This is a genomic window from Sphingomonas sp. PP-CE-3A-406, assembly GCF_003688625.1.
GTDB lineage: Bacteria > Pseudomonadota > Alphaproteobacteria > Sphingomonadales > Sphingomonadaceae > Sphingomonas.
The window spans coordinates 1,125,234-1,149,633 of sequence record NZ_RCWY01000002.1; the positions used below are offsets into that span (position 1 = coordinate 1,125,234).

Sequence of the window (24,400 nt, forward strand, 5' to 3'; positions counted from 1 at the left end):
TACTGAGCGCGCAGGTCGGATACGGCCAGACTTCCAGCCGTGGGTATGAGCCTCCGAGCTACCACGATGGCGAAACGCATTACGAAAAGAGCGAGGACCATTTTGGCCGATTTACCGTGGTGCGATCTGTCGAGGACTGTCGCGACGTTCCTATGCTTGATTTTGGCTGTTGGCTGACGAAAGAGGCCAGACTCGAATGGCATGACAGTTCGGGGGCTATCGGCTTCTCATTTGTCGATAACGGCGAAAGCGTTCGATTCAAAGCGGAGGCCAAAAGCGCAGACGGTCGGACACTCTGCCTTAGTCGGGGCCTGCTCGTTGGATACGATCCCCAGCCGAGTAGAAGCGAAAACTGGTACGATCTCCAACCCTTTATCCGTCGGCAGCTTGTTGCCTGCACAGCGATTTCGCCCGCCATTTTGAATGGAGCGCTTAACGAGGCGGAAGCTTCCGGGGCGGACTACGGGTCCGCGGCAAACTGGTGGAAACACGTTTCTGCCGAACTATTTGGAGCAAATGGGCGCCGTTGCATCGCGGAACGAATGGCGAAGCCCTTTACTATGCCACCACGCTTCGAGTGCGTACGATACTCGCAGGCACGGCCGGCTATTATTCGTTGAACGCGCCCAAACCCCTCAGCGGGCTTTGGGGGCGCAGGTGGAAGCTATGGAGTATCGGGAGGCTGCCATCGGCCTGCCGTGGCGCGTCCCAATGACGGTCCGAAACATTCTGGAAATCTGCGCGCGTCACGCGAGTCGGCAAGGTCCAGGAATTGTGCGGCATCTTCAGCCCGTCAGTATGCGAGGTCAGGACGGTGCCATAGGCAATGTTGTTACGCAGATTGCCAAGCGAAATGGGAGAGCCGTCGGCCGATATCCCCAACATGTCGTATTGGACACCGTTGGAGAAGGCGGTGTTGTTGATGAAGTCCAAGGCCAGCGGGTGGTGGTTGGCGTAGAATCCCGCCGCCTTGTTGTCGAAGGCGACCGAGAAGCGGACGATGTGCTTGACGGCATTCGGGGTATAGCGTCCGCCATAACCGCCCGCCTTGATACCGTTGCCGTTGCCTGCCGCTAGAGGACTGCGCGTACCGGGCAGATAGCCTTGCTGCCACGCCCAGCACTGCTCGATCGTCACCGGCGAAAAGGCGTTGATCAGGTCGAAGCCGTCGTCCGAATTCGCCCATGCGCGGTCACCGCGGAAGACGTTGCCCGGGCGGCCGGCCTTGATATGGGCGCCGAAGCCGTCGGCACTCTGCCCGGCGCCGTTGGAGGTGTAGGGATCATAATTGTGGTGCGAGTCGGTGTTCACCACCAGGTTATAGCTCCCATCCTGAATGAAAAGCCCGGGTCCCATATTATGGTGGAGGTTGAGCCGTTCGTAGATATTGTGGCTGCCACTGTTCCAGACGCCCCATGACTCGTGGTTCAGGTGATTGTCCGGCTGCTGCGGGACGCCAGTGACCTCCAGCCCCTTCAGGTGAAGCCAGCTCCCGGTGACGTCGAATCCCTTGACGCGGCAGTCGTCCTTCATCGCAGAGAAATCGAACACGGGTGTCTCGCCGGGATAGGCCCAGTAGCGGATCGGTTTTCCTTCGCCGCCGCTTTTGTCCAGTATCACGGCATTCACGGTGTCGGTGCGCGTGGCGCAGCGGTTGACGCCTGACGTGACGACATAGCGTCCTCCACGAAAGTAGACCGTATCGCCGGCTTGCGCACTTTGCTGCGCGCGCTGGACGGTTTGCCACGGTGTTCCCGGCGAAACCCCGGAGGCCCGGTCGTTGCCATCGGGGGCAACATAGAACACCGACGCGTGGGCAGGGAACGAAGCAACGAGCAGAATAGCCGGCAAAATTCTGATCACGTCACAGTCCCTTCGGCGGTCGTTGCCGACCCGTTGCAGCCTTAAAACTTTCCCTTTCTAGGCTAAGGTCATGTCGAAGCGTCGGCAAATGACAAGCCCGTCACGGAGCCTGTAGGTCTGCGCCCTCTTGCGCCGAGACATTCCCACCACTCCAATGGCGGGCGAGAAGGCATTGGCGATCACGAAATCGATTGGCGATCGGCGCGACCGGTGCCGTCTAGGCGGGGATCGAGCTTGGCAAACGCGAGCGTTCTCGAAACCCGATCAGGACGGATCGACCTTCAAAGTCCCGAAGCGGATGATGCCTGACCCATGATGCACCTTGTGCGGCGCGGCGCGGAGCGATGGGGATCAGGCGATACGAGTCGAACGCGGCGCAGCCGACGCGGATCGCGCCGCTACTCCCGGGCAAGGAGCATGCGCTTTCCCGTTTCCGGGTCCTAATCGAAAACACACCGGCCGCCTTGCTCACGTCAGATCGTCAAACGGCTGCCTCTCGGAGCTCGTCAGACATTCGTACGAGGTCAGGCAATGTCTCGGCTTGCATCTTTCGCATGACCGTAGCGCGCCGGACCTTAACCGTAATTTCCGCGACATTCAGGGCCGTAGAAATCTCCCGGTTGGTACGGCCTTGCACGACCATATCCATGACCAGGCGTTCTCCGGGAGCGAGTAGATCCGCGCGCGCGCGCACCGCCGCGACATGATTGTGTATGCGACGGTGTTCGATATCTTCTAAAATCGCTGCGTTCACAGCATCGATCAGCATCTGATCATCGAACGGCTTCGCGAGGAAATCGACGGCTCCCGCCTTCAAGGCACGAACGGACATACGAATATCGCCGTGCCCGGTCACGAATATGATGGGCAGCCTGATGCCGCGCCGTCCCAGCGCGGCCTGCAGATCAAACCCGCCGAGTTCGGGCATCCGCACATCGAGGATCAGACAACCAGGACGCTCCACCGGATCGTCGCGCAGGAAATCGCGCGCCGACGCATAGGACACGGATTCGAATCCGACCGATGTGAGCAAGTCGTCGACGGCCGCCCGGATCGGCGCATGGTCGTCCACGATCCGAACCAGTGGCCGAACCGTGGGGGGCTCGACATCATCGAGGCCAGGCGGAGCGGAAGTCAGGTCACTCTCCATTCGAACCGGGTAACAACACTCTGAACGTCGTGCCGCCACCCGGCGTGTCAAGATAGTCGAGTTGCCCGTTATGGTCCTCCACGATCGTCTGACTGATGGTAAGACCGAGACCGGTGCCACCTTCCTTGCTTGTCCAGAACGGCTCCCACAGGCGCTCCTTGGCCTCTTTGCCGAGTCCGCTTCCATTGTCGGCGCAGGCGATCACAATCATGCCGTCCGCCTGCAGTCTCGACGAAACCTCGATCGTTCTTGTTGCCGGATCGACCGTCTCCAAGGCCTCCAGCGCGTTGAGCAGGAGGTTGCTGACGACCTGCTGGATCTGCACACGGTCCCCAACGATGGCCGGCAGGTTCGACTTCAGATCCAGTACCAGAGTCGTCCCGCTCCGCTCCACCTCGCCCTGCGCCAACGCCGCGCACTCCGTGATCACGGTATTTATCGCGATCGGTTCCCGCAACGGCGCGTGACGGCGGGACAGGCGACGGACGCGCGCTATCACCTCGCTGGCCAGGTTCGCGGCGTCGACTACCCGACCCGCGGATTCATGGGCTTTGGCGATGTTCGGCGGATCGGCATCGAGCCAGCGACGACACGCGCCGGCACTGGCCGTGACGGCCGCGAGGGGCTGGTTGACCTCGTGGGCGATCGACGTGACCAGTTCGCCCAGGTTGCTGATCCTGGACAGACGAAGGAGTTGGGCGCGCGCTTCGTGATAAGCCGCCTCGGAGGCGATCATCCGCAGGCCGAGGTAGGTCGTGACGATTATCGCCGCCGTACTGATCGCCAGGTTGATCAACCCCGCTTCACGCGAGCCCGACGCGGTGAGCACCGAACTCAAGATCGTCAGCGCGACGCACGTCGCCGCCAGCAGGATCACATCGCGACGGTTCAGCAGACGGACCGACATCAGGATCGGGACGACGTAGAAGACCGCTGCCGCGATCTCGAGATCGGTCACCGTATCGCTTACGAAGACGGTCAGGATCGTCGCGGCGATGATGGCTTTCGGCCAGGCCCGCGGTCCGGTGCGATGCGGCTGCATCACGACGGTCCCCCGGCATTCGCGACCGGACGGGCGTGGGCGGTTCCACCGAGACCCACCACCCGTTCGTTTTCGCGAGCAATCACGGAAACCGATTCACGAATGTAGGATCGCCGCCCCTGATGATTACCGTTATCCATGAAATGCAATTGCCACATCGCCCCGCTCCTCCCAAATCCTATCTTCCCAAGTATACGCCGATATTTTGCTCGTATACCTATCTATATATCGGATATACCATAGTATATTGCTCTGATATCATTACAGCTACTCATAACAAATCTGACGATTATATGCTTGCAAACGCCTTTTTCAGAGCATAGCGGCAAAACTTACAAAGCACATCCTGCTACTCCTGCTTTAGGACGGCCAGGGTTTGTTGGATTAACACCGCAACAGGTGACGTATCGAACCACGATCTACTCCCATTGCCGGCGACGGAGACAGGCGGGCTGGTGCTCCCCTGATCACGTCGACCGGCATCGGGTACGGAAGAGGCTTCCGGGAACGGTGACGCCGTCCTGAAACGCTTCGTTCCGGACCCGATCAATCATGTCCGGAACGAAGGAGGTCGTTATGGCCGTCTTGAATATTCTTGGCGCCACGTGCGCCTCGAACCACTGCCGCACGTCGGTGGTAATCCCGCCGCGGCGTCAACGTCGGCGCATCTCAGCTACCTCGTGCTCACGCAAGGGGTGAAGCGCTGGTACATCGCGCGGTTCGAGGCATGGTTGTGACCCGGCGTGTGCAGCTTGCCACCGGTATCAGGCGCAGGCTTTGCGCAATCGGTCGCCGCTTTTCGAACGCCGCAACCGTCGCTGGGGCAATCGCCGCCCTGCGCGAGCCGCAGTCCTCCGCTGACCAGCGAACACGCCGACTTCTGGTCGCCTGCCCACTCCTCACCCGATCCGCATCGCGCGTCCCATGCCGCCGATAGCACCACGCCTCTCCGGAGTTGTTCAAATGCCTGTTTTCGTTTCCCAGGTCCCGGCGAGCGCGCCGGCGTTGCGCTCGATGCTCCTCGGCTGCCTGATCCTGACCGTGTCGGCGTGTGGTGGCGCGCAGTCGCACGAGCCTGCACGCCAGGCGCCGATCGTCGAACGCAAGGGCGACCGGATTTTCGTGCCGGCGGGATCGCCGCTTCGCACGCGGATCGCAGTCGCCGCGGTAGGCACTTCGACCGAAGGCCGCACGCTCGACCTGCCAGCGTCAGTCGAGGCGGATCCTGCACTTCAGTCGAAGGTCGCGCCCGCACTGACGGGCCGGATCGTGTCACTGCGCGTCGGGCTCGGCGACCATGTCCGAGCGGGACAACCGCTTGCGACCATGGTGTCCTCCGATCTGGCCCAGGCCTATGCGGACCAGGCGCGTGCGACCGCCGCGATGGCGCTCGCGACCCGCAGCAAGGCGCGAGCAAGCGCGTTGTTCGATGCTGGTGGTGGAGCGCAAAAGGACGTGCTCCAGGCCGAGAACGAGTATGCCACCGCGCAGGCCGATCTGCGGAGCGCCACCGCGAAGCTGCGGATCGTCGGCGCGCCGCTGCGCCAGCGAGGCGGTGCGCAGGTCCTGACCATCGTCGCGCCCAGCAGCGGCAGCGTCACCGATCTTGCAGCAGCACGCGGGGCGGTGTGGAACGACGCGACCCAGTCGCTGATGACGATCACCGATCTCAACCGTGTCTTCGTCACGGTCGAAGTCCCCGAGAAGGATCTCGCATCGGTTCATGTCGGCCAGCCGGCGAGCGTGCGCTTTGCCGCATATCCCGACGCGCCGGTACAGAGCCGAGTCGGCTCGGTCAGCGATGTTCTAGATCCCGAGACACGGCGCATGAAAGTGCGTCTCGCATTCCCCGACGGCCGTCGTCGATTGAAGCCCGGCATGTTCGCGACCGTCTCGTTCCAGGCAGCAGCGGTACCGGCGGTCTCCGTTCCGACCGGCGCGCTGTTCCTGAAGGACGAGGGCAGCCAGGTCTATGTCGAAGTCGCACCCTGGACCTTCGTGCCCCGTACGGTCGAGGCTGGGTACAGTCTCGGCGCGCGAACGACGATATCGAAGGGCCTGAAGGCCGGCGAGCGCGTGATCGTACGCGGCGGAGTGCTGATCAATGATTGATCGGCTCGTCGGCTTCGCGCTCGCGAAGCGCTTCATCATGGCGCTGCTGGCGATCCTGATCGCGATCTTCGGCTATTATTCCTGGTCCCAGCTCGCGGTCGAGGCCTATCCCGACATCGCCGATACCAGTTCACAGGTGATCGCCCAGTCTCCCGGGCTCGCCGCGGAGGAGATGGAGCAGCAGGTCACCGTGCCGCTGGAGCGCGCGTTGAACGGCACGCCCGGCCTCGCGATGATGCGCTCCCGCACCGCCTTCGGCCTGACGCTCATCACGGTGGTCTTCAAGGACGGCGTCGAAGGCTATTGGGCGCGTCAGCGGCTGCAGGAGCGGATCGCCGCAGCCGATCTGCCCGAGGGCGTCGAGGCCGGACTCGATGATTTCACGTCGCCGATCGGCGAGGTCTATCGCTACACGCTCGAGAGCGACACGAAGTCGCTGCGCGAGCTGTCCGAGATCCAGCGCTGGACGGTCATCCCCGCGCTACGCGGCATCGATGGCATCGCCAACGTCAACAATTTCGGCGGTATCACCACGCAGTACCAGCTCGAGATCGATCCAGCGGCGCTGTCGCGCTACGGGATCGCCTTGAAGGACGTCACCGATGCGATCGGTGCCAACAACGGGAACGCGGGCGGCAGCGTCGTGAACCGCGGAGAGCTCGGCTATGTCGTGCGCGGTATCGGCCGGCTCCGGACGCTCGACGATATCGGCGCGATCACCGTCAAGACGAAGGACGGTACGCCCGTCCATGTCGCCGATCTGGGCACTCTGAAACTCGGCAACCAGGAACGTCACGGCATCCTCGGCAAGGACTACAACAACGACTCGATCGAGGGAATCGCGCTTCTGCTGAAGGGCGCCAATGCCGGGCCGGTGCTGGATGCGCTCCACGCCAAGGTCGATCAGCTCAATGCCGCGCTGAAGGCGCAGGACGTGCGGATCGTGCCCTATATCGATCGCAGCAACCTGATCGACGCGACGATCCACAAGGTCTCGCACACCGTCTTCCTGGGCATCGGCCTCGTAGTCTTCGTGCTGATCCTGTTCCTCGGAAGTGCACGCGCCGCGCTGATCGTCGCGGTGGTCATACCGTTCGCCATGCTCGTCGCGTTCGCACTGATGTACCTGACCGGCGTGTCTGCGAACCTGCTGTCACTCGGCGCGATCGATTTCGGCATCCTCGTGGACGGCGCGATCGTGATGACCGAAGCGATCCTGCGCCGTCGCGAGGCGGACCCCGACGCGGTGCTGAGCGAACAGGACGTCCGCCACGCCGCAGTATCCGTCGCGCGGCCGATCTTCTTCGCGACGCTCATCATCATCGCGGCGTATCTCCCGCTGTTCGCGTTCCAGCGCGTCGAAGCCAAGCTGTTCTCGCCGATGGCCTATGCGGTCGGCTATTCGCTGCTCGGCGCGCTCGTTCTGTCGCTGACCCTGGTGCCGGCGCTGGCCTATATGATGCTGCGCAAGCCCCGGCGGATCGTCCACAACCCGGTCCTCATGCGCGCCGAGACGGGCTATCGCCGGTCGCTCGCCGCGCTCATCGCGCGCCCGCGGATCGCGGTTGCGACCGTGTTGGTCGCCGCGGTTGCGGTGGTCGGGCTCGGCGCGACGGTCGGTCGGGAATATCTGCCCGAACTCGACGAAGGATCGCTCTGGCTCCAGGTCTCGATGCCCGCGGGGATTTCCCTCGATACCGCAAAGCGGATGGCGGGCGACCTGCGTGCCGAGGTGCTGAGCTTCCCCGAAGTGTCCTACATGGTCACGCAGACCGGACGTAACGACGACGGCACGGATCCCTTCACGCCGTCGCATATCGAGTCGAGCGTCGGTCTGAAACCATACGACACCTGGCCCGACCATGAGAGCAAGGACGAACTCGTTCGACGGATGAACGCGCGGCTTTCGCGGCTGCCCGGCTATCAGATCGGTTTCAGCCAACCGATGATCGATGGCGTCAACGACAAGATCTCCGGTGCGCACAGCGCACTGGTCGTCAAGGTCTTCGGCGAGGACCTGAAGGAAGGCCGGCGGATCGCGCAGGACATCGTCGGCGTGCTGCAGTCGGTGCGCGGCTCCTACGGCGTGGCGATCGATCAGGAGCCCCCCCTGCCCCAGGTCGTCGTCAAGGTCGATCGCAGCGCCCTGGCCCGCTACGGCATCAGCATCGCCGACGTGAACGACCTGCTGGCGACCGCGGTCGGTGGACAGGGTTTCTCGCAGATCTTCGTCGGCGAGCGGGTGTACGACCTGGCCGTGCGCTTTCCGGCTGCCGCACGTGATACGGTGGAGCATCTGGGCGACCTCGTCCTGACCACGACCGGCGGGGCGCATGTCCCGCTCTCTTCGGTCGCCACGATCGGCTATCAGGCGGGCGAAAGCACGATCACGCGCGAACTGACGCGCCGCCATCTCACCGTGAAGCTGGACTATCGCGACCGTGACCTGACCAGCTTCCTTGCCGAGGCCCAGTCCAAGATCGCCTCGCAGGTAAAATACGATCACGGCAGGTTCGAGCTGACCTTCGGTGGCCAGTTCGAGAACCAGCGTCGGGCCGAGGCGCGGTTGCGCATCATCTTCGGCATCGTCGCGGCGCTGATGCTGATCCTGCTCTATTCGCTGTTCGGCGTGTTCCGCTACGCGCTGCTCGTGCTGGGTCTCGTGCCGCTTGCGGCACTGGGAGGACTGATCGCGCTGCATCTGACAGGGGTGACGCTGAATGTCGCATCGGCGGTAGGGTTCATCGCGCTGTTCGGCGTCGCGGTGCAGAACGGGATCATCATGGTGTCGAACCTGAACGCGGCGCGAAGCCGCGGGCTGGCGCTGATCGACGCGGTGATCGAGGGCGCGGCCGAGCGGCTTCGCCCGGTGCTGACCACCGCGACCGTGGCAACCGTCGGGATGTTGCCGGCTGCGCTCGCCACCGGCGTCGGCAGCGACGTGCAGCGCGGGATCGGTACCGTCGTGGTCGGAGGGCTCGTCCTGACGACGTTCCTGACGCTGTTCCTGATCCCGGCGCTCTATTTCCTGGTCGAGCGGCGCGTCGAGGCGAAGGCCTCCGCTGCGCCCCGTCCTTCCGCCGATCCCGCGCTGGAGCCTTCGCTATGACACTCCGATCCTTCCCCCTGCCCGTCATGCTGCTGGCCACTCTCTCGGGCTGTGCCGTCGGCCCGCGCTACGTGCGGCCCGAACTGCCGCGGACGGACCGCTATACGTCTGTCCCGCTCCCCGTTCAGACGACCGCCACGGCAGTCCCGATCGGCGACGCGCAACGCTTTCTGATCGGTGCGCGCCCGCAGGCGAAATGGTGGACCGCATTTGGTTCGCCGGACCTCGATCGGCTCGTCGCGCAGGCCTTCGCGGCCAACCCGGACGTCGAGGCAGCCCAAGCAGCCTTGCGAGCGGCGCGGGAGTCCTATCGCGCCGAACGCGGTGCGCTGTTGCCGACCGTGACGGCGGGGGCGACCGCAAACCGCCAGCGCGTGGCATCCGAGATCGCGTCGCCGCAAAGCTCCGGCGCGTCGATCTTCAATGTCTACACCGGGCAGTTGAGCGTTGGTTACACGCCCGACCTGTTCGGGGGCGTCCGACGGACGATCGAATCCGCTGCGGCGCAGCGCGACGCGCAACGCTTCACGGTAGAGGCGACCTATCTCACGCTTGCCGCCAACGTCGTGAACGCGGCGCTTCAGGAGGCGCAATTACGCGGACAACTGGCGGTAACGCTCGATCTGGCGGACCAGCAACGCCGTCTGCGCGCGCTGATCCAGCGCCAGTTCGAACTCGGATCCATTCCGCGCGGCGACGTTGTCGCCCAGGATGCGGCACTGGCACAAACCGAGGCGCTGCTGCCCGATCTGCGTCGGCAACTCGCACAGCAGCGCAATGCGCTTGCCGTGCTGCTTGGGCGGCCACCCCAGGATCAGCCGGAGGCCATCTTCACGCTGGCTTCGTTCGCCTTGCCAACCGAGTTGCCGGTAAGCCTGCCCGCGCAGTTGCTGGAGCAGCGCCCCGATATCGGGCTCGCCGAGGCAAATATACGCGCGCTCAACGCACAATACGGCGTCGCGATCGCCGCCCGCCTTCCCAGCCTCACCCTCAGCGCGGATTCGGGCCTGGCCGGTGAAACGCTCTCCGTGCTGACCGGACCCGGCGGTTTTTTCTATAATCTGACGGCCGGGCTGCTCCAGCCGATCTTCGATGGCGGCACGTTGGCGAGACGTGCTCGGGCGGCGCGTGCTTTGCGCGATCAGGCTGCCGCGCAATACAGGAGCGCGGTGCTGACGGCGTTCCAGAACGTGGCCGACACGCTCGAGGCGATCCGCGCGAACGGCGATCTTCTGGCGGCGCAGACGCGTGCCGAAACCTCCGCAGCCGGCAGCCTGACGATCGCAAAGAGCCGGGCGGCGCTCGGCGACGTCGACAACACCTATCTGATCCAGGCGCAGGCGACGTATCTCCAGGCCCGGCTGGGCGTCATACAGGCGCAGACCGCGCGGCTGAGCAATACCGTCGCGCTGTTCCAGGCGATGGGGGGCGATTGGCTACATCCCGCTGCTGCTGAATCTGTCATCCCACGGAACCCGTGATGTTCGACTTGGATGTCCGCGCCCTGACGGTTTCACCTTCGCATCGCTCGCGACGGCCTTCGTACCGGCCACACTGATTGGCTTGGAGCAGCAATGGCGTCCGCAAACCGCGGGGCTTCGTATCAACGTCCTGGTCGCCTCAGGGGCGGCGGCCTACGTCGATCTCGGCTTCTGGACAGCAGGACAGGGGCAAGACCGAAGCGCTGTACCGCGTACACGTCGTGTGTCCCGTCGAGCAGGTCGCGATGGCACGCGACATTCTCTACGACGAGATCGAGTTGCAACACTATCCGACGCGCGAGATCGAGACGATGGCCGGGGCCTCCGTCGAACTCGGTGCGATCCTCCCGCCGAGCAGCGCGCATTACCGAACTGGACGTCATTGTCGCTCATCTGGGTAGGTGTGCAGGAATCATCGTTTGCCGGGGAAAGGTTCGATCAGATCCCATCGGTTGCCGTAGAGGTCTTCGAAGACGGCCACGGTGCCGTATGGCTCGAGGCGAGGCGCCTCGACGAAGCGGATACCCTGCTCCGTATAGGCGAGGTAGTCCCGGGTAAAGTCGTCTGTTTCGAGAAACAGGAACACGCGACCGCCGCTTTGATCGCCGATTGCCCTACGTTGCCGGTTGCCGACAGCCCTCGCCAATAGCAGTCCGCTCGCCGCGCCGTACGGTGCGACCACCACCCATCGTTTGTCATCTGCCAGCGCGGTATCTTCACGCAACTCGAAGCCAAGCTTGCCGACGAAGAAGGCGAGAGCGGTGTCATATTCGTCGACGAGGAGGGCGGTCAGGTTCAAGCGCTGGGGCATCCAGTGAACCTGCGCCAATATCGACGTCGCGCCAACGCCCGCTCCCACCCAGGATGGCGAAACGGCAAATTTGAAAGAAACCGGCCGTTGACGAAATTACCCTCAGACGACATATGCGCCGGAACGGCGATGGATTTCCGCCAGGCTATTCGGCCGAACCGCCCTCGCAAGGGCCGATGATTCCTACCAAGCGCCGCAAGGCAGCAAGGAGGAATCGTGCACGCGACGTTTCGCAATCTCTATACCGGCCTGAATGTGGCGGCGTTTGTCCGCGATCGTCGCGATCATGCCGTGTCGGTGATGGGCTGGGCGCTTATTCTGGTGCCGATGGCCGCACTCGTTGGTACGCTCTGTGCTGCGTTTCTATGGAGCCTCGATGCGGTTACACGCCTGCGGTTCGCATCGCCCTGGCTGCTCTACCTGCTGCCGGTGGGCGGCTTCGTGGTCGGGTTACTGTACCATCTGACCGGTCGTTCGGTGGAGGGCGGCAACAACCTCATCGTCGAGCAAATCCACGAACCGGGTGGCGGGGTGCCGTTGCGGATGGCACCGCTCATCTTCCTTGGCACGGTGGTGACGCATCTGTTCGGCGGTTCGGCCGGACGCGAAGGCACCGCCGTCCAGTTGGGCGGCAGTCTCGCCAGCGGCTTTGGTCGCGCGCTCAAGCTCGATGCGGACGGCACGCGGATCCTGCTGATGGGCGGAATCGCAGCCGGGTTCGGCGCGGTGTTCGGCACGCCGATCGCGGGCGCAGTGTTCGCGCTGGAGGTGCTGGCGATCGGGCGCGTCGAATATCGCGCACTGGTGCCGTGCCTCGTCGCGGCGCTGGTCGGTGACTGGATGTGCCTCGCATGGGGCATTCGTCACGGGGTGTACCGGATCGCCACGCTGGTGCCGGTCGATGCACTGCTCGTCGCCAAAGCCGGCATCGCCGGGGTGGCGTTTGGGTTGGTCGGTCTCGTCTTCGCGGAAGCCAATCATGCGCTGGGTGGGTGGCTTAAGCGGATCGTTCCCTATGGCCCGCTGCGCCCGGTCCTTGGCGGGATCGCAGTCATCTCGCTCGTTCACCTGTTCGGCACGCGCGACTATCTCGGTCTCGGCACGCTGGCGGCGATGCCTGACGGCCTCACCCTCGCCAGCTTCTTCGGCGCTGAGACGCATCCGTGGAGCTGGGCGCTCAAACTGCTGTTCACCGTCATCACGCTCAGTGCCGGCTTCAAGGGCGGCGAGGTCACGCCGCTGTTCTTCATCGGCGCGGCGCTCGGCAATGCACTTGCCCCTATGTTCGGCGTGCCGACCGACGTGTTCGCAGCGATCGGGTTCGTCGCGCTCTTCGCCGGGGCCGCCAATACACCGCTCGCCTGCACTTTCATGGGCATCGAGCTGTTCGGCGCTGCCTATGCGGTGCCGATCGCAGTGGCCTGCTTCGTCGCCTACCTCTGCTCGGGTCACAACGGCATCTACCTGTCGCAGCGCGTCGCCGTGCCGAAGGTGCCCACGACCGGCCTTACCCCGAACGCGACCCTGCGCGAGGTGCGGGCGCATCGCGCCGCGCGTCGCCCGCGCTCTTGATCCCCGCACCGATCGAAGGTCTGTCCATGCCCAATCGTTTCACCGTCCAGCATCGCGAAATCGGGATGCGGCCCGAGCCGAAAGCCACAGAAAAGCGTGGGTGTTGCGGAGGGGGTATCCAGCGAATCGCGGGATGGGGACATCAATGCCGCCTGCTCGGCTCCATGCTCATGAACAATCAATCTTCGTTGATATCGTCAGCTTTTTGCCGACGTTTGAATCCCACGTGCGGCTGATAACGACCTTCCCGCCACGATTGAACATGATCGTTGTTGTCTGAGAACCACCGGAAGGGCTCGAACCGCCTGTCACGATACCTGTCTCCACCGTTTGACCGGCCGGACAGGTCGCACCCTCAGCCGCAAGTAGGGGGCGGATTTTTTTGTATATCGCTGCCGCCTGTCGTTGACTGAGCTTACCTGGAAGATCGCCCACGGCCATTGCAGGGGCCGCGATTGAAAGTGCCAGAGCTGCGGCGAAGACGACCGCGATAGGCTTGATGGTCATGCTGTTTCCAACGCCTCGAATGGATGGTTGCCGATCATTGCCATCGAACGATGGCCCGAACGTGAACGGCTGCTTTCGAATGAGGCAGGCCGGCTACAGTCGAATGCTGGCACAACTGGTCCACGCTCGATTGGTTCACGCAGCGGGAGCTGTCATCGGGAAATCAGGAGGGTCGATGTCGCCGATGCGCATAGTCGTCCCTGTGCATCCAGTAGTCGAGCTTCGGAAAAAGCAACGCGGCGTCCTAAGGAAGTCATCTTGCCCTCGGCACGCACTGGTCCGCTCGCCTCTCTCAGCGTCCGATGATATGGCACCTTGAGTTCCAGTGTCGTAAAACCCTGACCCGCCGGCAGGCTTGAATGGACAGCAGCGCCGCAGGCGCTGTCGAGCAATGTTGCCGCATAGCCGCCATGCACCGATCCGATCGGGTTGTAGACCTTGCGCGACGGCGAACCCTCGAACACCACACGGCCACGCTCGAGTTCGACCAAACCGATATCCAGCGTCTCGTGGATCGGCGGGTGGATATTGGCTGCCATCAAGGCTGCCAGCTGGTCATGGCCATCAAATTCGGCATGATCGGTCAAGACGTTCATGCGCGGACACTTCCGGGAGTAATCTCAGTCATCTTGGCGCGTGGCTCACCTGGATCACCCTTGTTAATATAAGTCGGCCGGACCGCGCCAGAAACGGAAGCCTGTGGTCGTCACGACATGTGAAGCCCACGGGCATCGGACAGCTTGTAGCTCTTGTTTGCCACCTTGGCCTGACGACAGCGTAATTCGGTCAGCACTCGATACCCCCAGAACGTCTTCGGCGTACCCCCAACATGCGCGGGCTTGTGTGAGGCACAATGGGACCGTGTGAGACTACCGCGCTATGAAGAGCGACGCGAGTCCTAGGCTTCCGAGATGGTGTGAGCTGCTGTGGGACATTAAAATGGCGGAGACGGAGCCCGCCGAATTCATGCCCCCATACTACTGATTTGCCGTGGCATTTTAGCGCATCATCAGCGCCGATACCCCCTACGGTACCCCCCATGCAAAGCTTCATGGCCGTACTCCGTCGGGAGCGCGATCAGTCGGCCAAGCCTCCACTTTGGCATCAACCCACCCAACGCCATTTGCGCTCAGCCGTTTCGCAGCGGGAAACTCGAGTGATTGCATTTTGCGGTAGATGGTAGCGCGACTCAGCCCCTTGCGCTGTTTGACGGCGGGCAGCCGAAGGATGACCGTCGCAGGCAGTGAAGCGTCCAAGCCGGCGAATGATGTTGAAGGCTGCAGATCTGTATAAAAACTGCTAGAAGCACTGTTAGCCATTGGGTTTCCTCTCGGGTTTTCCGTGGTGAGGGCTGACAGGCGTGTTTCGACCACCCTGTCAGCCCGGTTCATTGATCAGTTAAGCTAAACCAAGCCCGGTTCACGATCTCTTTGATATCGAGGCATATATAGCTAGCCCGCCCTTCAACATCTTCCCCAGACGGATCGTCCTCCAATATGAACTCGATCGATCCGTTCGGGCTTGCACTTACAAACCACTTTGGCACATCGTGCAAAAAAATGTCTCGACTCATAAGATCTGCGTAAGCAGTCAGAAGCCGGGCAGCATCAATGCTAAACCATTCCATCATCGTTACGTGGCGCGGTCCTGGAGTGCCTTCTCTCTCTCCATGATCATCATCACGCGCTAATGCTGAACCAATGCTCATTATTTCCGGAACATCCTCACCCCTTGCGGCGAGCTCTTTTCCTATGAGCAAATTCTTACAGCACATAAAATCAAGCGGTGTAAAATCGGGGTGGAGGCGACCTAAATTCACCGCGTCCCACAGTCGCGATGAAAGATTACGCAGTCCCATCGTATTCATGCCGTAACGACTTAGTTCGGCAAGAATTGCAGCGATGTGTACAGCCTCGTACCCGAAGCGACGATGGTTGCCGCGTCCGTGCTTCTGATCACCTAACGCGAAAATCAGCCCTTCTTTAAGCCAGTAGGCGATCGTATCACCCGGTAGGCCAATCGCGACGCTGAGTTGCTGACGCGTCATCTGAAGAGCGTAGTGGTTGTCGGGCAGCACCATAACCACGCTATTGGAGGACAAATTTCAACAAAGAAAGGTTTTTTCTTTTTATCTCCCTACTATTTCGCCTCGACCGACAAAGGTTCCACGCAAGTAGGGTGTCCGCCGCCTTGCCCTGCACCATGGCAACGGCACACCCGTTTTGCGGAGGCAGAGGCAGTGCCGTCGCGAATGGCCAAGACTGAGCGCAAGCGGAACGGCCGAGTAGGGAAGGAAAGCGGGCCGTCCGCTTTGGAGGACACACCCCGGGAAACCGACCACTGAACGGGTATCCCAGATGCATCGGTATTTTGCATCGCCGGCGCCCCCGGTTTGCTGCCGTTCTTTGGCTGATGCGAAATCCGTGAATTTTGCATCACGCTGCAATTGGCATGCTAGCTCGCTCTTTGCCGTCAATGTCGTAAGCTATGCGGGTCAGGGAGCCACAGATGAAGAACAAGGCATCAGTATGTACCCGCGTTATTCTGGGTATCACGATAGCAGCCGCAGCGATCGGAGCTCATGCGCAGTTCGTCCCGTCCGCTGGATACAGTAGCGGCGGGTCACGACCAGGTGCCGCGGTGCCCTCGGACCCCAGTGCGCCACCATTAACCCGCATCCCTGATAGGGCGTTATGGAGCCTGATCCACGTCGATCCACTCTACATGCGCGGCTCGGCTGTGGGCCATGCCGAGGTTGTTGGTGCATTTGCGATAGCCGAAACGAGCAAAGCACATGTCGTTGCGGCATGGTCGCCCGGTTTTTTGCCAGTCACCCTCTCGTTGAGCGATGGCCGCTGCTACATACTGCAAGCCGATTATGAGGGAGGCACCCTCTCCAATGGCCGGCTGAGCAAATCGGGATGCGAGGGACAGCGGAAGTCCGACGAACCGTCCCCGCCGCCACCTCCCGGCCGCTCACTGCGCTTCATCGGAACAGCGTGGGGCTATGGCGCGTGGGCCGATGATCGGGCGAAGACCACCATTATTACAGCGCCGGGAGCAACGACCTTCCAACCTCTTTTTACGGCTCAAATGACGTCCACTGCCATCATGGCGATGAACAGCCCTGACTCACCGGGCGGCAATGTGACGCTGGTTGGCAAAATCAAAGGTCAGCTAACAGTCGTCACGCTAGAGGTCGGGTACTGATGTTGATGCAAAACCTTTGATTTTTGCATCAATGAGCGTCCGGGATGGGAGGAGAGCGGACATTCGTATCCCGCCGATCTGAGGCTGGCTTAGCGTCGGAAAGCGAAGAACACGGCGTAACAGGTCGCAAGCAGGAACATCGCTATCCCCGCCCAGAACGAGAGGGGCAGTGGTCCTGTCGGTGTCAGGCTAAACCCAACTGCCCCAGAAGCGACAATCACCACGAACAAACGAGCGGGCGGAAGATCGCGGTACCTGACTTCCGATCTGAACCCAAGGGGCCAGAGCAGCATCTTCAACCTCTCAAATACGGCCCAGTCCACGCCGAGTCCTATGGCTATAACTAAGATGATGCGGACGACGGTCATCGTACCTCCGGCGAGTTGCTTCCCTGTACTGACCAAAGGGAATGTCCGCAAATGGGCGAAACTCCCCGCCAGCAGAAGGCTGGCAAGACCCACTTGCAGACGTTCGGGCGCACCTTGCGGCTTCTTAAACCCGGACGCTCGTTCATGTGAGCTGTTTACCATCGAAACACCGCCTCGCGGCAAACCGGCTGCGACCAGGCGTACGCGCGATCGTCGCCGAGACCGACTTGATCCGAAGCGATCGACTCGCAATAGAAGTCGCGAAAAAGGGTGAGCGATGCCAAGGCTGCCAACGATGCAATCGATGCAATCCATGCAATCCATGCAATCCATGCAACAGCGGATGACGGAGGCGCGAGGGCTCGGACGCCAGCCGTTTCTCGATGTGCAAGCCAACGGCCTCGGCTCGGATAACTAGTATGTCCTGCTCGACGGAGTGCATTACGACATTAAGGCGCTTTGGGCTTCCGCGCATACTGGCGTCCTCCGTCCGTGCCATGTATTCGTCGGGACCGGGAAGAGAAAGGCGTGGCCGATTTGCGCGCCCGTATCGGAGCTGGGATGAACCACCCTCGAGAATGGTTCCAGCCCAAAGTCGTAGGCTTTGGCTGGACGCCGCGAACCGGGGGGATGGGCATCATCGTTTCCGTGATCGCGCTCGGCACCGTTGTGGGGCGAATGAACACCTGAACCAGCGGCGTGCGGTAGCGGCATATTGCGTGGAACAACGAAGCGGGCTTAGGCTTCCGCGATGGAAAACACAGCGCCGTCGCTCGACCTGTTCACCCGCCTCGAGATCGCCCTCAAGGAACGCAATGAAGCCGCAAACGCCTTCAATATGTTCAAGCAGGATGCCGTGATGGCACATGCGCCGGCACCCGGCGAGGACCTGACCATCACCAGCGACGACGCGGCGGATGCAGCGGCCGGAGAAGTCGACGAATTCAACGCCGAAGTCAGGGGCTTGTTGAATGATGCATCGGACGCGGATCTGACCAACGCCTACGAGCAGTCGGGCGGCGAGGTGGGCCACCCGGTAGCTGAAGCGCTGCTCGGCGAGATCAAGCGTCGCGGTCTCGGAATCTGATCGATGTGCAACCGAGCCAGGTTCGACGGCGAGCCAGAGACGATCACCGAACGGTTTGGTGCGGAGTGGCTCGCTCATAAGCCAATGGACAACCGGTTCGACCCGAAGGAGCTACGTCCGTTCGGTCGGGCATATGTCGTGCGGAACGAAGGCGACCGCCGCGGGCTCGACGTGATGGAATGGGACGTTTTGGCGGGGCAGGCCAAGCAGGCCGGTCGGAAGGTTGCACAGACGAACGTCCGCACTCTCCATCTGCCGCAATGGCGCTCGCTCGTCAGCAATCGGGCTAACCGCTGCCTGATCCCGCTGACGGAGTTCTGCGAGTGGGCACGGGAGCCTACCGACCTCGGCGACGGCAAGAAGCCGATCAAGGGGGAGATGTGGTTTGCCGTTACCGACCAACCCGTATTCGCGATCGCAGGTTTCTGGCAGCAGGTCGGCGATCAGCGCTACTTCGCGATGGTCACTTGCGACGCAAACGAACTGGTGGCTCCGATTCACCCGAAGGCAATGATCACGATCCTCCGGCCGGACGATCAAGAGCGCTGGCTGACTGCCAGCTATGACGATGTCCTGTCATTGCAGCGACCATACCCAGCAGACCGGATGACGGTGCGGGGGCCGGTGTTTCCGACGCGGGGGCTACACCGTTAAACCTTTGCCACTTCATGATGCCAGCAGCACCGGCGAACAGCTCCGATGCCGTGCCGCTTAGTCTGCCTGATCTTGTAGGGGTCAGCGTTCGTTCGCGGCAGGGGGCGCGGCCAGCGGAGTTGCTTCTGCGTGCGGATCCGATGTTGCTGGGATCATACCATGCAGCCTCGGATCAAGACTTGCAGCCGCTTTTATCGAAGGATTTTCGATCTCGCTAATGACGGTTGCCGCGGCGCCCATAGCACCCGCCTTAATCAGCAAACCTGCGTATTCTTCGCGAAAATTATCAACGGCAGTTGGCGAATTTTCTGGCTGGTACGCTGAAGATGTTAAAACTGCGAATAGCCTTCGCCGCGAGGTATCGTCCTTCTCAGATGCAAGTCCTGCGTCCCATTGTGTGAATATGTTAGTTGGAATTCCATTTAGGGCGGCGCTCCTACCATTAATCAGCGACTCTACCGTATCCAGAGCTAAATCGTTGCGATGGTCATGCAACTCAAGCTGGAGCTTCAACCTCCATAACTTATCGCTAGATCGTGAAAATTTAGTGCCAGCGACGGCGTATTTATACGCAAGAACATAATCTCCTGTTTCGCCAGCACAGTTCGCCGCTGTTTCCAAGGTCGCGTTGTGCACGTCTTCTGGAATGGCGTTGTTCTGTCGGAGTTCCTCAGCAATTAAAGGGAGCGCGGTGCGGCAATCACCCGCTGCGGCTGCTTCTCCGGCCCTTAATAGCCTCTTTGGAAAATCTTCTAAGGCTGTTTCTTGAGCTGGTGATGCTGTGGGGCACACCGCCAAAGCGAGGGCAATTGCGAGACAATTGAGGACGAGCATTGAGTCTCCGACGCCGCTAACGGCTGGTCTCCTAAATGACGCGTGTTTGAGCGAATCTGGGAATTCGTCAACTGAAGAGCGTGCAGCAAGGCGCCGCCCGTAGATGCACTTTGGTCGAGCCCTCCTGGCGGACGGTATTGCCCTAAGCCCGAACCGTCGGCACCTCCGCGATGTCGGTCGTCCATGCCGGTGACCGCATCTCCGATCGCATCTTCCACTCGCGCTTGAACCCCTGCGAGGCCGTCACCGCGGTCCATGTGCCGAACTTGCCGTTGATCGCGTCAAGCGCCCCCATCAGTCGGTCGCGCTTAGCTGTATCCTGTTCGAATAGCGTGCGCGGCCGCTCGTCCTCGGGAAGCAGATCGTCGAGCATGATGCCGGCCTTGGTGTAGGCGTAGCCATCACGCCACGCCTTCTCCGCGCCGCGTCTGGCCGCCGCGATCAGCTCGAGGCTGTCGTTCGTCATCGGATGCAGCGTCGTCATGCGCGATGCGCCGTACTGAGGTCGGTCGGGCTTGTGCTTGTTGGTATGGAAGAACGTGGTCAAACGGGCGCCGACCAACCCGTGCGACCGCAGCTTTTCGCCGGCTCGCAGTGCATATTGCGATAAGGCGCCCATCATCTTTTCGAAGTCGCAGATTGGCGTGCCGAACGACCGGGTGACGGCCATGCCCTTGCGCCGGGGTTCGACAGCCTCGACCGCATTGGACGGGACGCCGCGCAACTCGGCCACCAGCCGCTCGAGCACGACTGTCCCGACTGCACGCGCCTGCTTCATGGGCATGTCTCGCAGCGCGCCGGCGGTATGGATTCCTAAGTCGGTCAGTTTGCGTGCAGTGGCACCGCCTACGCCCCACACATCCGCGACCGCGAAGGCGTGCATCACATCGCGCCGCACGTCATCGTCACGAAGATCGGCCACGCCTGCGAACTGCGGGTCCTTCTTGGCCGCGGCATTCGCCAGCTTCGCCAGCGTCTTGGTTTCCGCGATGCCGACGCACGTGGGGATCGTCGTCCACTGCTGGACCTGAGCGCGCATTGCATTGGCGTGCGTTACAAGATCGCGCCCCTCAAATCCGGCTAGATCCAGAAACGTCTCGTCGATCGAGTAGATCTCGAAGTCGCTGGCGAAGGGCTCGCAGGCGGCGATCACCCGGCGCTGCATATCACCGTAGAGTGCGTAGTTTGATGACCGGACCTGAATGCCGTGTTGGCGCACCTTGTCGCGCAGGTGGTGGATCGGATCGCCCATCTTGATGCCCAGCGCTTTCGCCTCGGCCGAGCGCGCAATGGCGCACCCGTCGTTGTTCGAAAGCACGATGACGGGCACGCCCACCAGGCTGGCGTCGAAGGCCCGCTCGCAGGACACGTAGTAGTTGTTGCAGTCGATCAGGGCGATCGGCGTGCTCATGTCATCTTACGCGCCACGCCGACGACTGTGCCCCAGATCTCGACATGCTCATCGACTAGGATGTCCGCGAACCCTTCGGCCTCGGGCACAAGCCAATGCCTGCCATCGACATAGCGCAACCGTTTCAACGTCCGGTCGCCGTGCACCAGCGCCACCACGATCGAACCGGCTTTCGGCTTTTTGGCGCGGTTCACGACGATCATATCACCATCGTTGATCCCGGCGCCCGACATCGATCGGCCATCGACGCGCATGATGTAACTCGCGGCTGGATGCTCGACGAGCCACGCGCCCAAGTCGATAGGTTCCTGCATGTCGTCCTGCGCAGGCGACGGAAACCCAGCCTGGGTGTGGACGAGAAAAAACGGCACCTCGCACGGCACCAGTTTGAACGGGACGTCGTGAAGTCGTAGCGCATCGTCACGACGGTTCAGCGGGACGACGACCGGGCGGCCCAGGTGGGTTGCGGGCATGGCCTATAGGATCGCGGCGAACAGGAGCTGGTCGTGCTGAGCAGCCAGGTCGGACCGTGCATCCTGAGCGACGCCGACCGCTTGCCGATACTCGACGGTCCCGAACCGTTCTGCTTCGTCGAAGCTGAACGGCGCCGGATACGCAGGCGGGTAGACGTTGTCGTATATCACGCGGGCAGCCGCTCTCAGCTGCAAATCGTGCTGCATTTCGTTGCTCCATCAATGTCGAATCGCCGTCGGGCGGGGTGCTCTAGCTAGGCGTGATCTGGATCGATTCGCAAGAACATTGCAAGAACATCAATCTGATGCGATTGGCGAACCAACGATTCGAGGGACGCGATGATGACCGAGCACAACGACGACCAACACGAGTCAAAACCGGCGTTCGGTCATTGGCTTGTCACTCAGAAGGACCGAGGCGACCTTGTCGGTCAGCTGGCGGTGGGCGCCATTGCTGATCGACGCTTCCCCCGCAACGGGGATCCAGAAGCCGTGCGGAAGCATCTCAGCGCCATGCAGGCCGAGGGCGACATGTTCGCCGCAGTCGACGATGCCGAGTCCGACTGGTTGTCCGCGTGATGCGGGACGCTTGGGAGCAGGCGTTCGCGCTGATGGCAGACCATGGGCAGTGTGGAGCGTGCCAGCTCGTGGCTGCGGGTATGCAGAAGACGCCGTCAGATCAACCGGAGCAGTTCCGGCAGTGGGATGTCTTAGCCGACTGTCTGAACGCCGTGGCCGACGCCAGCCGGACTAAGCACTGATGCGGCGGGTGGCTCGGTGATCGCGCTCGTACCAGCGACGACGTTCTCCTGCACGGTCACACGCGTGCACGACGGCGACGGGCCGCTGTGGTGCTCGAACGGCATTAAGGTCCGGATCGCCGGTGTCCAAGCGCCCGACTTCGAAAGCGCGTCACCCTGCCGCGCCACGGACCCCCGCCGGGTAAATTATCGTTGCGACAACGTCGCCGCGAAGCGCAGCCAACAAATCGTCGAGCGCATTGTCCTGCGCAAGACGCTGCAATGTGAAGCGACCGGCAAGAGCTACAGTCGCGTCGTCGCTCGGTGCACACTACCTGACGGCCGGTCGCTGTCGTGCGCCGCAATCGCCTCGGGTGCGGCCGTACGGTGGGATCGGTATTGGGAGCAGTATCGCATGGGTGAGTGCCGCTAACTTCCGCTGACCGTCATAGCGCGGTATCGGTCGGCATGGCCCGTGCGCAAAAGTTGAAAGTGTATCGGACGGCTGCGGGCTTTAACGACGCCTACGTCGCCGCGCCCAGTCAGAAGGCGGCCCTGGCGGCATGGGGAAGTGACAAGGACTTCTTCGCGCGCGGCATAGCGGAGATCGTCACAAACCCGGCATTGACTGCCGAACCCTTGGCGTCGCCGGGCGTGGTCATAAAGCACTCCCGCGGCACGACGGCCGAACAGATCAAGGATATGCCCGATCCTGAGTCGCGGTCGCCGCGGGAAGACCGATCGGACAGCGCCGTTGCGCCTGGACAGTTGGGCAAATCAAAGCCGGCCGCGCGCGTAAAGCCTGCCCCTAAACCAAAGCCGAGCAGCGCCAAACTCGAGGCGGCGGAGTCCCAGCTGGAAACGGTGAGCATAGATTACGATGCCAGAATGAAGGCCTTGGCGGATCGGGAGGCGGAACTAGACCGCGAGCGGCGGGAACTGGAAAAACAAAAATCGGACGAGATTGGGGAGGCTGAAACTGCTGTCGAGGACGAGCGCCGAGCGTATGACACTGCTCTCCGCCAATGGCGAAAGTCCAAAACCGAAGGATAGGCTATCGACTATCGGTCCTGGGTTCGGGGCGGCCGGCACGACCGCCCCGGCACATTATTTATGCCGCCCATATCGATTCGACGTTCGAACATTCCGATAGGATCCGCCGCGATGGCTCGATCCGCTATAGCTGCCCGAGTAACTGCCGCCGTGGCTACTCGTGTGATGCCCGCCGCCATACGAAACACGTGGGGTGTATGAACGCGACGAGTACCGCCGGCTGGCCGAGGCGGGTGCCGCGATCACTGCCAACCCTGCGAGAACCGCCGCCGCGATACTGAAGCGCATCACGCTGGTTTCGCGCCGGCGGCACCGCATTTCGCGAACTTGCCCTTGGCATCCTTACAGCGCACGGGCTTTTTCGGGGTGACCGTCGCGCATTTGATGAACTTGCCCTTTGCGTCCCGGCATGGCGCCGCGGCGACTGGCGAAGCCGCGAGCGTCATGACGGCGAATGCGGCTAGTGCGATCTTCAGCATATGCATCTCCTGGCGAGTCGTTCGCTCGGCAAACTATGCTAATTGCGACGATACGCAACACCGGCAGCGGAGTACCTGGATGCGAAGCGGTATACCTACGACATGGGCGATGACTGGCGGCACACCGTAGTCGTCGAGGCAGTCGAACTGGATGAGCACGAAATCAAATATCCCTGCTTCGTTACCGGAGAGCGACGATGCCCACCCGAGGATATCGGCGGCCTCCCCGGCTTTGAGCGCTTCCTCTAGGCCCTGGGCGACGTGGCCCACGAGGAACATCAACAGCTATGCGAATGGTACGGCGGGCCCTTCGACCCGCTCAACATCGATGAACTCGCCTTGAAGAGTGCAGTCGCAGCGATTGCGATCCGCCGACATGCCGGCAAGGTCGCCTACAAAAAGAGCCGCAACCGGCACCGACGCAGTTGATAGATCGAGATCCTG

General features: G+C 62.0%; 27 protein-coding genes and 1 riboswitch. Of the genes, 14 read left to right on the plus strand and 13 right to left on the minus strand.

Features of this window, described 5'->3' with window-relative positions:
- Window positions 1-609: 609 nt before the first annotated feature.
- The 3 genes from C8J44_RS11530 to C8J44_RS11540 form a co-directional block, all read right to left on the minus strand.
- Window positions 610-1,863 (minus strand): right-handed parallel beta-helix repeat-containing protein, encoded by a 1,254-nt coding sequence (locus C8J44_RS11530; RefSeq protein ID WP_121904558.1) that lies wholly within the window; start codon window positions 1,861-1,863, stop codon window positions 610-612.
- Window positions 1,864-2,344: 481 nt separating this feature from the next.
- Window positions 2,345-2,935 carry a response regulator transcription factor gene (locus tag C8J44_RS11535; RefSeq protein ID WP_259466817.1) on the minus strand — a complete coding sequence of 197 codons (591 nt, stop codon included), beginning with the start codon at window positions 2,933-2,935 and terminating at the stop codon, window positions 2,345-2,347.
- A gap of 67 nt (window positions 2,936-3,002) precedes the next feature.
- On the minus strand, window positions 3,003-4,055 hold the full coding sequence (locus C8J44_RS11540) for a sensor histidine kinase (RefSeq protein ID WP_121904560.1): 1,053 nt from the start codon (window positions 4,053-4,055) through the stop codon (window positions 3,003-3,005).
- Between the two features lie 605 nt (window positions 4,056-4,660).
- Between C8J44_RS11540 and C8J44_RS18765 the strand changes: the two genes are divergently transcribed.
- The 5 genes from C8J44_RS18765 (at window position 4,661) to C8J44_RS18615 (ending at window position 11,158) form a co-directional block, all read left to right on the plus strand.
- Complete coding sequence (locus C8J44_RS18765) at window positions 4,661-4,792, plus strand: hypothetical protein (RefSeq protein ID WP_259466818.1); 132 nt, start codon at window positions 4,661-4,663, stop codon at window positions 4,790-4,792.
- Between the two features lie 226 nt (window positions 4,793-5,018).
- Window positions 5,019-6,167, plus strand: coding sequence for an efflux RND transporter periplasmic adaptor subunit (locus C8J44_RS11545; protein WP_183128761.1), 1,149 nt, complete (start codon window positions 5,019-5,021; stop codon window positions 6,165-6,167).
- Entirely contained in the window at window positions 6,160-9,276 is a 3,117-nt protein-coding gene (locus tag C8J44_RS11550; protein WP_121904562.1) for an efflux RND transporter permease subunit, read from the plus strand. Before C8J44_RS11545 ends, C8J44_RS11550 begins: the two co-directional genes overlap by 8 nt.
- Window positions 9,273-10,757 (plus strand): efflux transporter outer membrane subunit, encoded by a 1,485-nt coding sequence (locus tag C8J44_RS11555; RefSeq protein ID WP_121904563.1) that lies wholly within the window; start codon window positions 9,273-9,275, stop codon window positions 10,755-10,757. Before C8J44_RS11550 ends, C8J44_RS11555 begins: the two co-directional genes overlap by 4 nt.
- A gap of 245 nt (window positions 10,758-11,002) precedes the next feature.
- Window positions 11,003-11,158 (plus strand): hypothetical protein, encoded by a 156-nt coding sequence (locus C8J44_RS18615; RefSeq protein ID WP_220683107.1) that lies wholly within the window; start codon window positions 11,003-11,005, stop codon window positions 11,156-11,158.
- Window positions 11,159-11,169: 11 nt separating this feature from the next.
- Here C8J44_RS18615 and C8J44_RS11565 read toward each other — a convergent pair whose 3' ends face one another.
- Window positions 11,170-11,568, minus strand: a complete 399-nt coding sequence (locus C8J44_RS11565; protein ID WP_121904564.1) for a VOC family protein — start codon at window positions 11,566-11,568, stop codon at window positions 11,170-11,172.
- Window positions 11,569-11,684: 116 nt separating this feature from the next.
- Window positions 11,685-11,761, plus strand: a riboswitch (Fluoride riboswitch).
- Between the two features lie 23 nt (window positions 11,762-11,784).
- Here C8J44_RS11565 and C8J44_RS11570 point away from each other — a divergent pair.
- Window positions 11,785-13,140, plus strand: coding sequence for a voltage-gated chloride channel family protein (locus C8J44_RS11570; RefSeq protein WP_121904565.1), 1,356 nt, complete (start codon window positions 11,785-11,787; stop codon window positions 13,138-13,140).
- Between the two features lie 168 nt (window positions 13,141-13,308).
- Here C8J44_RS11570 and C8J44_RS18260 read toward each other — a convergent pair whose 3' ends face one another.
- The 4 genes from C8J44_RS18260 to C8J44_RS18265 all read right to left on the minus strand — a co-directional run bounded on the left by C8J44_RS18260 (window position 13,309) and on the right by C8J44_RS18265 (window position 15,727).
- Complete coding sequence (locus tag C8J44_RS18260) at window positions 13,309-13,647, minus strand: hypothetical protein (RefSeq protein WP_147453186.1); 339 nt, start codon at window positions 13,645-13,647, stop codon at window positions 13,309-13,311.
- 152 nt (window positions 13,648-13,799) lie between these two features.
- Window positions 13,800-14,243, minus strand: a complete 444-nt coding sequence (locus C8J44_RS11575) for a PaaI family thioesterase (RefSeq protein WP_121904566.1) — start codon at window positions 14,241-14,243, stop codon at window positions 13,800-13,802.
- A 453-nt stretch (window positions 14,244-14,696) separates the two neighbouring features.
- Window positions 14,697-15,038, minus strand: coding sequence for an AlpA family phage regulatory protein (locus C8J44_RS11580; RefSeq protein WP_310886167.1), 342 nt, complete (start codon window positions 15,036-15,038; stop codon window positions 14,697-14,699).
- Entirely contained in the window at window positions 15,035-15,727 is a 693-nt protein-coding gene (locus tag C8J44_RS18265; protein WP_147453187.1) for a MerR family transcriptional regulator, read from the minus strand. Before C8J44_RS18265 ends, C8J44_RS11580 begins: the two co-directional genes overlap by 4 nt.
- A gap of 428 nt (window positions 15,728-16,155) precedes the next feature.
- On the opposite strand from C8J44_RS18265, the gene C8J44_RS18270 reads away from it, so the two are divergent.
- From C8J44_RS18270 to C8J44_RS11595, 4 genes are all read left to right on the plus strand, one after another.
- Complete coding sequence (locus tag C8J44_RS18270) at window positions 16,156-16,857, plus strand: hypothetical protein (RefSeq protein WP_147453188.1); 702 nt, start codon at window positions 16,156-16,158, stop codon at window positions 16,855-16,857.
- A gap of 896 nt (window positions 16,858-17,753) precedes the next feature.
- Window positions 17,754-17,915 (plus strand): hypothetical protein, encoded by a 162-nt coding sequence (locus tag C8J44_RS18490; RefSeq protein WP_183128762.1) that lies wholly within the window; start codon window positions 17,754-17,756, stop codon window positions 17,913-17,915.
- A gap of 61 nt (window positions 17,916-17,976) precedes the next feature.
- Window positions 17,977-18,312, plus strand: a complete 336-nt coding sequence (locus tag C8J44_RS11590) for a hypothetical protein (protein WP_121904568.1) — start codon at window positions 17,977-17,979, stop codon at window positions 18,310-18,312.
- A gap of 3 nt (window positions 18,313-18,315) precedes the next feature.
- A complete protein-coding gene (locus C8J44_RS11595) occupies window positions 18,316-18,966 on the plus strand; it encodes an SOS response-associated peptidase (RefSeq protein WP_121904569.1) in 651 nt (216 codons plus the stop codon).
- 81 nt (window positions 18,967-19,047) lie between these two features.
- On the opposite strand, the gene C8J44_RS18275 is transcribed toward C8J44_RS11595, so the two are convergent.
- The 4 genes from C8J44_RS18275 to C8J44_RS11610 form a co-directional block, all read right to left on the minus strand.
- Window positions 19,048-19,800, minus strand: coding sequence for a hypothetical protein (locus C8J44_RS18275; RefSeq protein WP_147453189.1), 753 nt, complete (start codon window positions 19,798-19,800; stop codon window positions 19,048-19,050).
- A gap of 142 nt (window positions 19,801-19,942) precedes the next feature.
- Complete coding sequence (locus tag C8J44_RS11600; protein ID WP_121904570.1) at window positions 19,943-21,211, minus strand: Y-family DNA polymerase; 1,269 nt, start codon at window positions 21,209-21,211, stop codon at window positions 19,943-19,945.
- Complete coding sequence (locus C8J44_RS11605) at window positions 21,208-21,684, minus strand: LexA family transcriptional regulator (RefSeq protein WP_121904571.1); 477 nt, start codon at window positions 21,682-21,684, stop codon at window positions 21,208-21,210. The genes C8J44_RS11600 and C8J44_RS11605 overlap by 4 nt, the downstream gene beginning before the upstream one ends.
- A 3-nt stretch (window positions 21,685-21,687) precedes the next feature.
- On the minus strand, window positions 21,688-21,891 hold the full coding sequence (locus tag C8J44_RS11610) for a hypothetical protein (RefSeq protein WP_121904572.1): 204 nt from the start codon (window positions 21,889-21,891) through the stop codon (window positions 21,688-21,690).
- Between the two features lie 135 nt (window positions 21,892-22,026).
- Between C8J44_RS11610 and C8J44_RS11615 the strand changes: the two genes are divergently transcribed.
- From C8J44_RS11615 to C8J44_RS11630, 3 genes are all read left to right on the plus strand, one after another.
- Entirely contained in the window at window positions 22,027-22,263 is a 237-nt protein-coding gene (locus C8J44_RS11615; protein WP_121904730.1) for a hypothetical protein, read from the plus strand.
- Window positions 22,264-22,461: 198 nt separating this feature from the next.
- A complete protein-coding gene (locus tag C8J44_RS11625) occupies window positions 22,462-22,857 on the plus strand; it encodes a thermonuclease family protein (protein WP_121904574.1) in 396 nt (131 codons plus the stop codon).
- 35 nt (window positions 22,858-22,892) lie between these two features.
- Window positions 22,893-23,477: a hypothetical protein gene (locus C8J44_RS11630; RefSeq protein ID WP_121904575.1), complete on the plus strand. Its 585-nt coding sequence runs from the start codon at window positions 22,893-22,895 to the stop codon at window positions 23,475-23,477.
- A gap of 287 nt (window positions 23,478-23,764) precedes the next feature.
- Here C8J44_RS11630 and C8J44_RS11640 read toward each other — a convergent pair whose 3' ends face one another.
- Window positions 23,765-23,956 (minus strand): hypothetical protein, encoded by a 192-nt coding sequence (locus C8J44_RS11640; protein WP_121904731.1) that lies wholly within the window; start codon window positions 23,954-23,956, stop codon window positions 23,765-23,767.
- A gap of 42 nt (window positions 23,957-23,998) precedes the next feature.
- Between C8J44_RS11640 and C8J44_RS11645 the strand changes: the two genes are divergently transcribed.
- Entirely contained in the window at window positions 23,999-24,205 is a 207-nt protein-coding gene (locus C8J44_RS11645; protein WP_121904577.1) for an IS1096 element passenger TnpR family protein, read from the plus strand.
- Window positions 24,206-24,400: the final 195 nt, after the last annotated feature.

What these genes read in the sequence shown, in the direction of transcription:
- C8J44_RS11565 (WP_121904564.1), bottom strand. Translation starts at nt 11,568, where the DNA reads ATGCCCCAGCGCTTGAACCTGACCGCCCTCCTCGTCGACGAATATGAC.
- C8J44_RS11540 (WP_121904560.1), bottom strand. Translation starts at nt 4,055, where the DNA reads ATGCAGCCGCATCGCACCGGACCGCGGGCCTGGCCGAAAGCCATCATC.
- C8J44_RS18270 (WP_147453188.1), top strand. Translation starts at nt 16,156, where the DNA reads ATGAAGAACAAGGCATCAGTATGTACCCGCGTTATTCTGGGTATCACG.
- C8J44_RS18260 (WP_147453186.1), bottom strand. Translation starts at nt 13,647, where the DNA reads ATGACCATCAAGCCTATCGCGGTCGTCTTCGCCGCAGCTCTGGCACTT.
- C8J44_RS18265 (WP_147453187.1), bottom strand. Translation starts at nt 15,727, where the DNA reads ATGGTGCTGCCCGACAACCACTACGCTCTTCAGATGACGCGTCAGCAA.
- C8J44_RS11615 (WP_121904730.1), top strand. Translation starts at nt 22,027, where the DNA reads ATGACCGAGCACAACGACGACCAACACGAGTCAAAACCGGCGTTCGGT.
- C8J44_RS18275 (WP_147453189.1), bottom strand. Translation starts at nt 19,800, where the DNA reads ATGCTCGTCCTCAATTGTCTCGCAATTGCCCTCGCTTTGGCGGTGTGC.
- C8J44_RS11545 (WP_183128761.1), top strand. Translation starts at nt 5,019, where the DNA reads ATGCCTGTTTTCGTTTCCCAGGTCCCGGCGAGCGCGCCGGCGTTGCGC.
- C8J44_RS11580 (WP_310886167.1), bottom strand. Translation starts at nt 15,038, where the DNA reads ATGAACCGGGCTGACAGGGTGGTCGAAACACGCCTGTCAGCCCTCACC.
- C8J44_RS11630 (WP_121904575.1), top strand. Translation starts at nt 22,893, where the DNA reads ATGGCCCGTGCGCAAAAGTTGAAAGTGTATCGGACGGCTGCGGGCTTT.
- C8J44_RS11595 (WP_121904569.1), top strand. Translation starts at nt 18,316, where the DNA reads ATGTGCAACCGAGCCAGGTTCGACGGCGAGCCAGAGACGATCACCGAA.
- C8J44_RS11575 (WP_121904566.1), bottom strand. Translation starts at nt 14,243, where the DNA reads ATGAACGTCTTGACCGATCATGCCGAATTTGATGGCCATGACCAGCTG.
- C8J44_RS11550 (WP_121904562.1), top strand. Translation starts at nt 6,160, where the DNA reads ATGATTGATCGGCTCGTCGGCTTCGCGCTCGCGAAGCGCTTCATCATG.
- C8J44_RS11590 (WP_121904568.1), top strand. Translation starts at nt 17,977, where the DNA reads ATGGAAAACACAGCGCCGTCGCTCGACCTGTTCACCCGCCTCGAGATC.
- C8J44_RS18615 (WP_220683107.1), top strand. Translation starts at nt 11,003, where the DNA reads ATGGCACGCGACATTCTCTACGACGAGATCGAGTTGCAACACTATCCG.
- C8J44_RS11555 (WP_121904563.1), top strand. Translation starts at nt 9,273, where the DNA reads ATGACACTCCGATCCTTCCCCCTGCCCGTCATGCTGCTGGCCACTCTC.
- C8J44_RS11600 (WP_121904570.1), bottom strand. Translation starts at nt 21,211, where the DNA reads ATGAGCACGCCGATCGCCCTGATCGACTGCAACAACTACTACGTGTCC.
- C8J44_RS11640 (WP_121904731.1), bottom strand. Translation starts at nt 23,956, where the DNA reads ATGCTGAAGATCGCACTAGCCGCATTCGCCGTCATGACGCTCGCGGCT.
- C8J44_RS11610 (WP_121904572.1), bottom strand. Translation starts at nt 21,891, where the DNA reads ATGCAGCACGATTTGCAGCTGAGAGCGGCTGCCCGCGTGATATACGAC.
- C8J44_RS11605 (WP_121904571.1), bottom strand. Translation starts at nt 21,684, where the DNA reads ATGCCCGCAACCCACCTGGGCCGCCCGGTCGTCGTCCCGCTGAACCGT.